The sequence below is a fragment of the Novosphingobium sp. AP12 genome (assembly GCF_000281975.1).
GTDB lineage: Bacteria > Pseudomonadota > Alphaproteobacteria > Sphingomonadales > Sphingomonadaceae > Novosphingobium.
Window position 1 is genome coordinate 18,601 of sequence record NZ_AKKE01000051.1, and the last position, 13,041, is coordinate 31,641.

A 13,041-nucleotide genomic window follows, 5' to 3' on the forward strand; every position below is an offset into this window, starting at 1 on the left:
TTCTTTATATATTGGACACAAAAGAGTGAAGCGCGCATCGGCGAAATGCGGGTCGTTCTGCCCCGTGCCGCGGCCGGCCATATCGATTTCCCGAGGGATTGATGATCGGATTGCCTTTCCGTGAGCATACCCAGGCGTACATAAGCATTGCACAGTCGTAGCGGCGACTGAACGCGAGGCGGGATCACGGGAGCGGATGGCGCTGGAAAGGCTCCCGACGACACGGGCAGGTCCGCGTCGTGCGGCGAACGGAGAAGTCGATGATCGGTATCGTCAAAGTCGCCCTCAACCGCCCGCTGACGTTCATCGTCATGGCCATCCTGATCGCCGTGGGCGGCATCCTGGCGGCGCTGCGTACCCCGGTCGACATCTTCCCCGAGATCAAGGTGCCGGTCATCGCCGTCGCCTGGACCTATTCCGGACAGCCACCGCAGGAGATGGCCGACCGGATGGTCACGCCTTTCGAGCGCGTGCTTACGACCACCGTCAACGACATCGAGCACATCGAGAGCCATTCCTACCAGGGCATCGGCGTCGTGAAGATCTACTTCCAGCCCACTGTAGACATCCGCACCGCCACCGCACAGGTCACCTCGATCTCGCAGACCATCCTGAGGCAGCTTCCGCCGGGCTCGTCACCGCCGATCATCATCAACTATTCCGCCTCGACCGTGCCAATCCTGCAGCTCGCGATGTCGGGCAAGGGCCTGTCGGAGCAGCAGCTGTTCGACATGGGCCAGAATCAGGTCCGACCGAACCTCGTGACTGTGCCCGGCCTTGCCATGCCTTTCCCCTCAGGCGGCCGGCAGAGGCAGGTGCAGATCGACATCAACCCGCAGGCGCTGCAGGCGAGGGGGCTTTCGGCGCAGGACGTGGGCAATGCCATCGCCGCGCAGAACCAGATCAATCCCGCCGGCTTCGTCAAGATCGGCGCGACCCAGTACAGCGTGCGCCTGAACAACTCGCCCAGCTCGATCGAGGCGCTCAACGAGCTGCCCGTCAAGGTCGTCAACGGCGCGACCATCTACATGCGCGACGTCGCCTTCGTGCGCGACGGCAGCGCCCAGCAGCAGAATGTCGTCCACGTCGATGGCGGACGCTCGGTTCTGTTGACCGTGTTCAAGAACGGCGCCGCCTCCACTCTGGCGGTGGTCGAAGGGGTCAAGGCCAAGCTCCCCGACATCCAGAAGACGCTGCCGGATTCGCTCAAGATCCTGCCCGTCGGCGACCAGTCGCTGTTCGTGAAAGCCGCCGTCAGCGGGGTCATCCACGAAGGCGCGATCGCGGCGGCGCTGACATCGCTGATGATCCTGCTGTTCCTGGGTTCGTGGCGCTCGACGGTCATCATTGCGCTGTCGATCCCGCTGGCGGTGCTGGCTGCGATCGCCGCGCTGGCGCTGTTCGGGCAGACGCTCAACGTGATGACGCTGGGCGGGCTCGCACTGGCAGTTGGCATTCTTGTCGATGACGCGACCGTGACCATCGAGAACATCAACTGGCACCTCGAGCAGGGCAAGGGCGTGATCGAATCGATCCTCGACGGCGCCGCCCAGATCGTCACTCCCGCGTTCGTTTCGCTTCTGTGCATCTGCATCGTTTTCGTGCCGATGTTCTTCCTGCCGGGCGTTGCGGGCTATCTGTTCGTGCCGATGGCGCTGTCGGTGGTTTTCGCGATGATCGCCTCGTTCATCCTGTCGCGCACGCTGGTGCCGACCATGGCGATGTACCTGCTGAGGCCCCACCAGCCCCACCACGAGAACAGCCACAACGCCGGTGAGCCGACCTCGACCAACATCTTCGTCCGCTTCCAGCGCGGCTTCGAAGCGCGCTTCGAGAAGCTGCGCACGGGCTATATTGGCATGCTTCACCGTGCGCTGGGCGCGCGCCGGGGCTTCATGCTCGGCTTCCTGGCGGTGGTCGTTGTCTCGTTCGGATTGATGCCGTTCCTGGGCAGCAACTTCTTCCCCACCGTCGATTCCGGCCAGATCGCGATGCACGTGCGCCTTCCGTCCGGCACCCGCATCGAGACCGCCGCCGCGCGTTTCGAGGAGATCACTCGCGACGTGCGCGAGATCGTGCCTGCCGACGAACTGGAATCGGTCACCGACAACATCGGTCTCCCGGTCAGCGCGATCAACACGATTTATGGCAACAGCGGCACCATCGGCCCGCAGGACGGCGACGTCCTCATTACGCTCAAGGAAGGGCACCAACCGACCGCGCGCTTCGTCGAACGCTTGCGCGAACAGCTGCCGCGCCGTTTCCCCGGCGCGACATTCGCCTTCCTCCCGGCCGACATCACCAGCCAGATCCTGAACTTCGGCTCGCCTTCGCCGATCGACATCCAGATCGCCGGCAAGGATGTCGACGCCTCGCGCGAATATGCCCACAAGCTGATGGCGAAGCTTGCCCGGGTGCCCGGCCTTGCCGACATGCGCCTGCAGCAGCCCGCGCACTCCCCGCAGCTCAGCGTCGAGGTCGACCGCTCGCGCATCGGCCAGTACGGCCTCAGTGAACGGGACGTGACGACCAGCCTTGCCAGCTCACTTGCAGGCACGTCGCAGACCGCGCCGGTGTTCTTCGTCAATCCGGAGAACGGGGTGTCCTACCCGGTCGTCGCGCAGGCGCCGGAGTACCAGGTTGGCTCGATGAACGCGCTGTCCGACATTCCCGTCTCGGGCGCGGCGGGTATCCCGACGCAGCCTCTGGGCGCACTCGCTACCCTGACGCGGTCCAGCACGACGCCGATCGTCTCGCACTACAACATCCAGCCGGTGATCGACATTTACGCCACCACGCAGGGGCGTGACCTCGGCGGTGTGGCGGCGGACGTCCAGAAGGCGATCCAGTCGCTCGAAAAGGAACAGCCCAAGGGCGCGACCGTGACCATCCGCGGCCAGTTCCAGACGATGAACACGGCCTTCTCCGGCCTTGGTTTCGGCCTGCTTGGCGCGATCTGCCTGATCTACCTCCTGATCGTCGTGAACTTCCAGAGCTGGGTCGATCCTTTCGTCATCATCACCGCGCTGCCCGCCGCGCTCGCGGGCATCGTGTGGATGCTGTTCGCCACCGGCACCACGTTGTCGGTGCCGGCGCTGACCGGCGCGATCATGTGCATGGGCGTGGCGACTGCGAACTCGATCCTCGTGGTCAGCTTCGCGCGCGAGAAACTGGCGGAGACCGGCGACGCCTTCGAAGCGGCGATCCAGGCCGGCCTCGTGCGGTTCCGCCCTGTGCTGATGACCGCGCTCGCGATGATCATCGGCATGGCGCCAATGGCCTTCGGGCTGGGCGAGGGCGGCGAGCAGAACGCGCCGCTCGGCCGCGCCGTGATCGGCGGCCTGATCTGCGCTACGATCGCCACCTTGTTCTTCGTGCCCGTCGTATTCAGCTTCGTCCATCGCCGCCGCACTCGCGGCAGCGAACAAACCTCTCCTGTGGAAATGCAGCCCAGCCATGCTTGAGCCCCAGACCAACCCCGCCGCCGATCACCATCCCGCCGACCATTCTGGCGGCCCCGACAGCCGGACGTTGAAGCGCGTCGGCATCGGCGCCGCCGTCGTCGCCATCGCGCTCGTCGGCTTCGGCATCGCCAGCCGGATCAACGCCACCAGCGACCTTGAGCAGGTTGCCGAAAAGGCCTCCGTGCCGACCGTGACGGTGGTCTCGCCCACGACCGCCGAGGGCGGGGACGGACTGGTGCTGCCCGGCACGATCCAGGCCTACAACAGCGCCGCCATCAACGCGCGGACCAACGGCTACGTGCGCCGCTGGCTGGCCGACATCGGCGATCATGTGCAGGCAGGCCAGACCCTCGCGATCCTCGACGCGCCTGAAATCGACCAGCAGCTCGCGCAGGCCCGGGCGGACTACCAGACGGCGGTGGCGAACCAGCGCCTTGCCGCGACGACCGCGAAGCGCTGGAAGTCGATGCTGGCGCAGGATGCCGTCTCACAGCAGGAAGCGGACGAGAAGGCCGGCGACCTCGCCGCCAAGACCGCGCTCGCCAACGCCTCGCTCGCCGGGGTGCGCGAACTCAACGCCAAGCAGGCCTTCACCCGGCTGGCCGCGCCGTTCAGCGGCGTGGTGACGAGCCGCTCGGCGCAGATTGGCGCGCTCGTCGTCGCGGGTAACGCGGCCACGCAGCCGCTGTTCACGGTGTCGGACGTCCACCGCATGCGCATCTACGTGCGCGTGCCGCAGGTCTATTCCTCGCAGGTGCACGCCGGCATGCAGGCCAAGCTCAGCCTGCCCGAGTTCCCCGGCAAGGAGTTCGCCGCGACGCTGACGCGCAGCGCCAACTCGGTCGACGCCCAGTCCGGCGCCATGCTGATCGAACTCCAGGCCGACAACGGCGAGGGCGCGCTGAAGCCCGGCGCCTATGCCCACGTCCATTTCCCGATCGACGGGGCAGGGGGCGGCCTGCGCCTGCCGGGCAGCGCGGTGCTCCCGGCCGAGGACGGCCCGAGCGTCGCCGTGCTCGGCAGCGACGGCCGCGTGACCCTGCGCCGCGTCACCATCGCGCGCGACGAGGGTAAGACGGTGCTGATCTCGGTCGGCGTGAAGCCCACCGACAAGGTGATCGATTCGCCACCGGACTCGATCCGTACCGGCGATCGCGTCAAGGTCGCCGCGCCCGACAAGGGAGCCAAGCCCAATGGCTAGGCGCCTGCTCGCCCCGTGGTCGTCGGTGTCTGGGGCGGCACTGGCTTTGGCGCTGGGGGCCTGCTCGATGACTCCCGACTACCAGCCCCCGCAGATCGCTGCGCCCGCGCAATTCAAGGAAGTGGCCGGCTGGACCGCCGCCACGCCGCTCGACGACGAGGCGCGGGGCGCATGGTGGAACGCCTTCAACGATCCCGTCCTCTCCGACCTCGAGCAGCGGGCCGTTCCCGCCAGCCCGACCCTCGCTGCCGCGCTGGCCCGCTATGATGCGGCGCGCGCCGCTGCCCGCGTGGAGGAGTCCGATCTCTATCCCCAGGCCGGCGTACGCGCCGACGCCTCCCGCGAACGCGTGTCGGCGGGGCGTCCACTGAGCACCGGCTCCGCCCGAGAATACAGCGACTACGTGGTGGGCGGCTCGATCGCCTACGAACTCGATCTGTGGGGCCGCATCCGCAATCAGGTCCGCGCCGCAACGGCAGAGGCGCAGGCGAGCGAGGCCGACCTCGCCTCCGCTCGCCTCAGCCTCCAGGCTGCCGTCGCCGACGCCTACTTCCGCCTGCGGGGGCTCGATGCGCAGGCGCAGTTGCTGGACCGTTCGGTCGACGCCTTCGCCCGCGCCTACGACCTGACCTCGAAGCGCCACAGCGGCGGCATCGCATCAGGCATCGACGTCAATCGGGCACGGACCGTGCTGGGGAATGCCCGCGCGCAGGTCGCCACCGTCGCCAACCAGCGCGCGGCGACCGAGCACGAGATTGCTGCGCTCGTCGGGGAACTGGCGTCCGGATTCTCGCTGGCGGCCGATGTCCGGCCGGTGGAGCCCCCCACCTCGGTGATGGCGACGCCGTCCGAACTGCTGCAACGCCGGCCCGACATCGCGGCCGCAGAGCGCCGCGTCTTTGCCGCCAATTCGCGCATCGGCGTGGCCCGCGCCGCTTTCTTCCCCTCGCTCACGCTCGGCGCGGCAGGCGGCTGGGAGACGACCGGCGGCGCCCTGCTGACCACGCCCAACACGTTCTGGGCGCTCGGCCCGCTGACGAGCCTGCTGACGGTCTTCGACGGGGGCAGGCGGACGGCACAGGTCAAGATCTCGCGTGCGGAATACGAGGAAACCGCCGCTGATTACCGGGCCACGGTGCTGGGCGCCTTCCGCCAGGTCGAGGACTCGATCGCGGCGATCCGCCACCTGTCGGACGCTTCCGTCGCGCAGCGCGAAGCCGCCGAGGCCGCGCGGCGCACCAGCGACATCGCCATGTCGCGCTACCGCGACGGCGCCTCGGGTTACCTCGATGTGGTCACCGCACAGACTGATGCGCTGGAAGCCCAGCGTGCCTTCATTTCGGTTCAGACCCAGCGCATGCAGGCGAACGTCGAACTGGTGCGGGCGACGGGCGGCGGTCTGCCCGCCGGTGCTGCGGTCGTGACTGCGCACTGAGGCTCGTTTGGGCGTCATGCTTGACCGTCGGGGCAGGGCGTGCGGTTCTGGCGTCGTATCGCGACCGGCCTACGCTCCCTGCCAAAGCGCAGGCACGGCGGGAGCGAGGCATGGGACGACCGGCAGGCAAGCGCATCCTGGTCACCGGGGCAGGGGGCGACCTCGGCTCGGCCGTAGCGCGGGCCTATCTCGCCGAGGGGGCGAAGGTCGTGCTGACTTCGCGGGGGCCGACGCGCATCGAAGCGCTCGCGGGCGACTTCGATCCGAAGCGCGCCATTGCCCTTAGTTCAGTCGCAGTTCGCCCTGCCGCCGGTCGATAACAGGCGGGAGAGGGGAGGGCGAGGATCGGCCCATAAGGCACCTGGCGCGCCCGACCAGCGCATAGACGACGTGTCGCCCCGCACCCCGATTGTGGTGATCGACGCGAAACCCCTGGTAGTGGCGGCGGATCAGCCCGGCCTGGACGAGTTCGGACACCGCGCGGCTGAGGTTGGTCTTGCCGGACTTGCGGATGCGTTCGTGGACTTCGGCGGCGATGGCCTCCTCCACCGCCTGCGGTTCTTCGGGCGCCTTGCCCGAGATCATCACTTCGGCGCGGACTTTTTCGGTCAGCATGAGCCGCTTGGGATCGCGCGCGCCCATCGGCGCCAGCGCGTCGCAGAGCCAGTCACGCAGCAGGGTGGCGCGCCCGCCGTGCATCACCATGGGTCCGGCGCTGCCGTCGGGCCGGGCGATCTCGGCGATCAGGCTGAGCACCATGAAGGCGTAGCGTGGCCGGGTGCTGGTGTGCGCGATGAGGTCCAGCAGCTCGCCCATATCGCTGGCCTGGCCGCGATGCGGGATGGGGGGCGTGTCAAGGAACATAGCGAGGCAAAATAGAGCACATAAACGGAATCGTGAGAATCCCCTTTCCGGGGACCCTGTCGCTTTGTCAGCAATGACACTTTACCGGCGGCAAAGTGTCACGGGCGACGTTTTAGTGATCCTGCGCCCACCAGGAGGCACGCGGACAGGCGATTCTCAAGCGACGCGATTTGAAGTCTATTATCGCCGTAGTCACGCACCTGGCAGATACTGGAAGCCCAATGAGAGCGATTCGACGGTGCTCTATCTTTTGCGTGTTTTGGTAAAACCAATACAGCGGCGCGCGTGCGTACTGCATGGGGTGCAGTAGATTACGGAAAATCGCGCGATTTCCGAAGGTTGGCAAAGTGTCACACCCGTCACCCCGGTCATTCAACCAATTGCAGCCCCTCGACAAATCGCCCCGGCGTAAAACGTCCGCGCCATTGATCGCCATAGGGATGTTGCCGCGCACTGCTTCATTCCGCGCGTCCTGCCTCGTATGGTTCGCGCGTTGATTGCAGGCCAGCGTTGGTCGCAATTGGCCGGACCGGTGTCGAGCACGGTGTAGATCCGAACGACACTCTTCTCGTCAAACGGCGGGAAAATCCGTGGCCGCGCTGCGGCCGATGGCGCTGACCAAAGGTCTCGCTCTCGGCTGTGATCCGGCCAGAACGGTAAGACCAATGATTAGGGAAGAGATGTTATGAGGCTATTTTCGTCTGTACTGCTGTGTTCGGCCAGCCTGGTCGGCCTTTCGGCACCTGCTTTCGCGCAGGACACGGCGCCCGCTGCAGAGGAAGATGCCGCAGTCGGCAACGTCATCATCGTCCAGGCCCGCCGACGTGACGAAGCGGTGCAGGACGTTCCCGCTGTCATCGACACGGTGACCGCGGACGATGTCGCCAAGCTCAACCTGCGTGACTTCAAGGAAGTCTCGACCATCGTCCCCGGCCTGCAGCTGACCACCGAGGCTAACGGCACGGGCGGCAACGCGCGCCTGCGCGGCGTCAACTTCGACATCACCGCCAGCGGCAGCAACCCGACCGTCGAATTCTACTTCAACGACGCCCCGATCACCGCCGGCGCGATCCTCCAGCAGATGTACGACATCGGCCAGATCGAGGTGCAGCGCGGTCCCCAGGGCACCCTGCGCGGCCGTGCGGCTCCCTCGGGCTCAATCACCATCGGCGCCAAGAAGCCGAACCTGTATGAAATCGGTGGCTTCACCGACATGACAGCCAACGACATCGGCACGATCAACCTCAAGGGCGGTCTCAACCTGCCCGTGATCGAGGGTGTCGCCGCGATCCGCGTCGCCGGCGTCTGGGACGAGAACGAGGGCGACCGCGTGCGTCCGATCACCGCTGGCCGCGATCCCTTCTCGCGTACCAAGAGCGGCCGAGTCTCCGGGCTGGTCCAGCCGACCGACTGGCTGAAGCTGGAGGGCCTGTACCAGTACATGGACCGCCGCGCGTTCACCTACGACCAGGTGGCCTCGTTCAGCGAAGTCAACCCGACCGCGCCGGCCAGCCCGCGCTACATCGACACCTCGGACCGCCGGTCGATCCAGGAAACGGCCCGCGAAGTCCACCAGGTCTACGAGATCCTCAACTGGCGCGCCGAAGCCTCGGCGATGGGCCAGGTGCTGATCTACCAGGGCCAGCACAACACCCAGAAGATCAGCGCGCCGGAGAACCAGGACTTCGGCAACTTCTTCCCGGGCGACGTTAACCAGTTCACCTACTCGCATCCCAAGTGGACTTCACATGAAATCCGCCTGCAGAACGATGCCCGCATCGCGGACATCTTCGACTACGTCGTCGGCTATTTCGACTACAAGACCAGCCAGCCTACCGAGCTGACCCGCCCGACGATCATCGGCGTGCCGACCAGCGCGACCACCGGCCGCGTCCTCTCTGTCGTGCAGACCGCGGTCGACCGCGTCGGAGAGAGCCGCGAGAAGTCGTTCTTCGGCAACCTGACCGCGCACCTCGGCTCCAGCACCGAGCTGTCGGGCGGCGTGCGTCACATCTCCTACAAGTCGGAGAACGCGCTCTACGTGAACAGCGCGCTGACCGATACGCAGGGCCAGGACGCCAAGAAGTGGATCTACTCGGCATCGGTGAAGCACAACTTCACGCCCGACTTCATGATCTACGCCAGCACCGGCAGCTCGTGGCGCCCCGGCATCAACGTCGTGGGCGACTTCAGCCAGCGCCAGTCGGAGCTGGAAAGCAGCTTCATCAACCTGCCGGCCGAAACCTCGAAGTCGTATGAAATCGGCATGAAGAGCACGCTGATGGGTGGCCGCCTGCGCGCCAACCTCACTGGCTACCACCAGAAGTTCAACAACTACCCCTACCGCGTCGGCGGCCGCGGCGTGTACTTCGTGGACTATACCAATCCGGCGAACCCGGTGGTCTCGCAGTTCAACTTCGTCGGCGCCGTGCCGGTCGAAGTGAACGGCATCGAGGGCGACGTCTCCTTCGACCTCATCCCCGGCTGGAGCGTCAGCGCGGTCGCCAGCTACTCGATGGGCAAGATCAAGAACGGCACCATCCCTTGCAACGATCTCAACGGCGACGGCATCCCCGATGCCAACACCTCAGCGCCCACCCTGGCGCAGCTGCAGGCTGCCACCGGCGGCAACAATCTGTCGGCCTGTGACGTCTCGCAGCGTTCGGGCTTCCAGGCGCCGTTCAGCGCGACGCTCACCAGCGAGTACAACTTCGCGGTCAGCGACCGGGTCGATGCCTACGTTCGCGGCCTGATGAGCTTCGCGGGCAATTCGCAGACCGACCCGAACAACGTCTACGACGATCTGGGTTCCTACGGCCTGTTCAACTTCTACACCGGTATCCGCGATCCCAAGGGCGCGTGGGAAGTAGCGCTGTTCGCCAAGAACCTGTTCGACACGACCAAGACCCTGAGCCGCAGCGACCCGCTGTTCACGTCGTACCGTAACGCCGCTGCCGGCTTCGCGGCGACGACCTACACCAGCACTTACACCGCCGTGACCAGCTCCGCCCCGCGCGAGTTCGGCATCAACGTACGCTACGCCTTCGGCTCGCGCTGAGGTCCACGCGATCGCAACGGAGGGCGGGTGTTCGAAAGGACGCCCGCCCTTCGGCGTTTCCGGGCAAGCGCTTGACGCATCCGAGAGCAGATGCATGCTGGCACCCGTGACCTCGATCCGCGACATCGACAGGCCGACGGACGGCGACGCCGCGTTCGACACGGTCAACGCCGATCTTCTACGCGGTTTCACTTCGCTTTGCCGAGACCTGGGCGGCGCGCCCGAACCACTGCTTGCCGCAGCCGGAATAGCATGGTCCCCCGACGGCGAAACGGCGCATGGGACGTACCGCCAGACGATCGCCGTACTGTCCGATGCGGCCGAGATGCTTCGCTGCCCGGACTTCGGAATGCAGCTGGCGGCGCGGCAGGCGGGCACCGGAATGCACGGACCGCTAGGCGCCGTCATGCGCCATTCCGGCACGCTCGGCGCCGCGCTCGATTTCGCCACCAGTCATATGCACGTCCACAGCCGCGCGGCGCGCATCACGCGGCGGAGCGCGCCCGGCCGCCGCCAGCATCTGTTCTCGCACGAACTGCTCGTCGACCATTACGAGCGGCAGGACCAGGCGATAGAACTGGTCATCCTTGCCGGGCACCTCGGCGCGGCTGAACTGACCGGCGGCCGCGCCCGCGCGCGCCAGGTCCTGTTCCGCCACCAGCCGGTGGCGCCGCTGGCGGTGTACCGCGCTCACTTCGGGTTGGAGCCGCTCTTCGACCAACCCCATGACGGCATCATCCTCTCCGATGCCGATCTTGCCAGCCCGGTGATCGATGCCGATCCCGACGAGCAGGCGCGCCTGATTGCTTCCGTCGAACAGCGCTTCACACGGCAGGCGCCGCCGCTTCATGCCGCCGTGCGCGGTGCCATCCTGCGCGGACTGCATTCGGGGACCTGCTCGAACGCGGAAGTGGCGGACGATCTCGGCCTGCACACCCGGACCCTGCATCGCCGGCTTCTCCAGGAAGGTACCAGTTTCCAGCAGATCAAGGACGAAGTGCGCCGCGAGGCGCTGCTCTATTACGTGCGCAGCACCCGGCACCGGTTTACTTGGATCGCCGACAAGCTCCACTTCGCCGAACAATCGGTGATGACCCGCTTCTGCGTTCGCGCCTTCGGAATGTCGCCCCGGCGATTGCGCGAGGCTGCCATTGCGCCCGCCGGACTTTCGTCTGAAAATGTCAAGCAAGGGCATCGCGAAGTGCGGTAGCCCCTCCCGAGATTGCCTCAAGGGCAGCCCGATGATGGAGAGGACGATGGACCCGATTCTGCAGCAGGTGGTCGACCGCGAAGCGATCCGCACGTGCGTCGCCCGGCTGGCACGCGGCGAGGACCGGCGCAGCGCCGATCTCATCCGCGCGTGCTGGTGGCCCGAGGCGCGCTTCGACTACGGCGTCCACAGCGGCGACTTCGAGACGTACCTCGCCTGGGTCGTGCCCGGCGCCGACGCGATCAAGGACACGCAGCACCTGCTGGGCCAGACCCACATCGAACTCTCTGGCGATACGGCCAAGGCCGAGACCCACGTCTTCTCGTACCACCGCGTCGACATGGGCGAGGGCGACCGCGACACCTGCATCGGCGGCCGCTACCTCGACAGCTTCGAAAAGCGCGACGGTGAATGGCGCATCGCCGACCGCGTCATGCTCTACGACTGGGAGCAGGACTGGGGCGCGGCGGCCGACTGGTCGAAGGGCGTGATGGGCTATCCCTTCACCGCCGAGCATTTCCCCGGCCGCGCCAAGGAAGATTTCTCCGAGCGCTGGTTCGCCGGAGAGGTCAAGTGAGCGCCCCTCTCGCCGGCAAGGTCGCGCTGGTCACCGGCGCGAGCCGCGGCATCGGCAAGGGTATCGCGCTGGTCCTCGCCGAGCAGGGCGCGACGGTCTACATCACCGGCCGCACGGTGCGCGAAGGCGACTACTACCTGCCCGGAACAGTGGGGGGAACCGCCGCCGAATGCGACGAGCGGGGGAAGGCCAGCGGCGGCACGGGTATCGCCGTCGCCTGCGATCATGGCGACGATGCCGCCGTGGCGGCGCTTTTCGACCGCATCGCATCGGAGCAGGGCCGGCTCGATATCCTCGTCAACAATGCCTTCACCCTGTCCGACGACCTGCTTGAGCCCAAGGGCTTCTGGGAAAAGCCGCTCGCCAACCTCGAGATGTGGGATGTCGGCGTGAAGTCGAACTACGTCGCGGCCTGGCACGCGGCGAAGATCATGGCGCCGCAGGGCTCCGGCCTGATCGTGGCGATCTCGGGCTTCGCGGCGGTCACCTACACTTACGGCGTGATCTTCGGCACCTCGAAGTCGGCGGTGGACCGCATGGCGCGCGACATGGCGATCGAGCTGGAACCGCACGGCGTCGCCTCGCTCACCTTGTGGCAGGGCCTGACGCTCACCGAGAAGGCGAAGGACAACCTCGCCAAGATGGGCGACAGGATGACCAAGTCCATCACCTCGATGCAAGGCAGCAGCGTCGAGCATCCGGGCCGCGTGATCGCCGCGCTGGCCGCCGATCCCGACGTCATGAAACGGTCGGGCGGTGAGTATGTGACCGCCGAACTGGCGCAGGAATACGGCCTGACCGACATCGACGGCAGCGTCATCGCCTCGGCCCGCGCGACGCGCGGCTCGCCCATCTGGAAACCGATCTCGGAGGCCGACTACCGTGGCAAGTGACCGCCCAATGGACCGCGACGCGCGCATGGACGCGCTGCTCGACAAGCAGGATATCCACGAATGCCTCGCCCGCTTCTCGCGGGGTATGGACCGCTTCGACCGCGACATCTACCTCTCGGCCTTCTGGGACGATGCGGAAATGGCGGCGGGCCCGTTCGTCGGCAGCGCGGCGGACTGCTGGGACTGGGCCGTGCCGATGCACGAGGCCGGACAGATCGTGACCCACCACGCTCTACTGCAGACTACGATCGATCTAGACGGAGACACCGCCCATTCGGAAACCTACTACCAGTTCGTCGGCCGCAACCGTGACGAGAGCCTGTGGATCGCCGGCGGCCG

Annotated in this window: 10 protein-coding genes; 9 read left to right on the top strand and 1 reads right to left on the bottom strand. The window is 66.6% G+C overall.

Annotated elements, in window-relative coordinates; translation table 11 throughout:
* Positions 1–260 precede the first annotated feature (260 nt).
* From PMI02_RS09405 to PMI02_RS27035, 4 genes are all read left to right on the top strand, one after another.
* A complete protein-coding gene (locus PMI02_RS09405) occupies positions 261–3,464 on the top strand; it encodes an efflux RND transporter permease subunit (protein WP_007681945.1) in 3,204 nt (1,067 codons plus the stop codon).
* On the top strand, positions 3,457–4,665 hold the full coding sequence (locus PMI02_RS09410) for an efflux RND transporter periplasmic adaptor subunit (protein WP_007681946.1): 1,209 nt from the start codon (positions 3,457–3,459) through the stop codon (positions 4,663–4,665). The genes PMI02_RS09405 and PMI02_RS09410 overlap by 8 nt, the downstream gene beginning before the upstream one ends.
* Positions 4,658–6,100 carry an efflux transporter outer membrane subunit gene (locus tag PMI02_RS09415; RefSeq protein WP_007681950.1) on the top strand — a complete coding sequence of 481 codons (1,443 nt, stop codon included), beginning with the start codon at positions 4,658–4,660 and terminating at the stop codon, positions 6,098–6,100. Before PMI02_RS09410 ends, PMI02_RS09415 begins: the two co-directional genes overlap by 8 nt.
* A 110-nt stretch (positions 6,101–6,210) precedes the next feature.
* Positions 6,211–6,420, top strand: coding sequence for an SDR family NAD(P)-dependent oxidoreductase (locus PMI02_RS27035; RefSeq protein ID WP_007681953.1), 210 nt, complete (start codon positions 6,211–6,213; stop codon positions 6,418–6,420).
* Here PMI02_RS27035 and PMI02_RS09420 read toward each other — a convergent pair.
* Positions 6,383–6,916 (bottom strand): hypothetical protein, encoded by a 534-nt coding sequence (locus tag PMI02_RS09420; RefSeq protein WP_052025500.1) that lies wholly within the window; start codon positions 6,914–6,916, stop codon positions 6,383–6,385. The genes PMI02_RS27035 and PMI02_RS09420 overlap by 38 nt on opposite strands.
* A gap of 733 nt (positions 6,917–7,649) precedes the next feature.
* On the opposite strand from PMI02_RS09420, the gene PMI02_RS09425 reads away from it, so the two are divergent.
* The 5 genes from PMI02_RS09425 to PMI02_RS09445 form a co-directional block, all read left to right on the top strand.
* Positions 7,650–10,022 (top strand): TonB-dependent receptor, encoded by a 2,373-nt coding sequence (locus tag PMI02_RS09425; RefSeq protein WP_007681956.1) that lies wholly within the window; start codon positions 7,650–7,652, stop codon positions 10,020–10,022.
* 94 nt (positions 10,023–10,116) lie between these two features.
* Positions 10,117–11,232, top strand: coding sequence for an AraC family transcriptional regulator ligand-binding domain-containing protein (locus PMI02_RS09430; RefSeq protein WP_007681957.1), 1,116 nt, complete (start codon positions 10,117–10,119; stop codon positions 11,230–11,232).
* A 46-nt stretch (positions 11,233–11,278) separates the two neighbouring features.
* Positions 11,279–11,809 (top strand): nuclear transport factor 2 family protein, encoded by a 531-nt coding sequence (locus PMI02_RS09435; protein ID WP_007681958.1) that lies wholly within the window; start codon positions 11,279–11,281, stop codon positions 11,807–11,809.
* Entirely contained in the window at positions 11,806–12,702 is an 897-nt protein-coding gene (locus PMI02_RS09440; RefSeq protein WP_007681959.1) for an SDR family NAD(P)-dependent oxidoreductase, read from the top strand. Before PMI02_RS09435 ends, PMI02_RS09440 begins: the two co-directional genes overlap by 4 nt.
* A 7-nt stretch (positions 12,703–12,709) precedes the next feature.
* On the top strand, positions 12,710–13,041 hold a 332-nt coding region (locus PMI02_RS09445), incomplete at its 3' end, for a nuclear transport factor 2 family protein (RefSeq protein ID WP_036503156.1).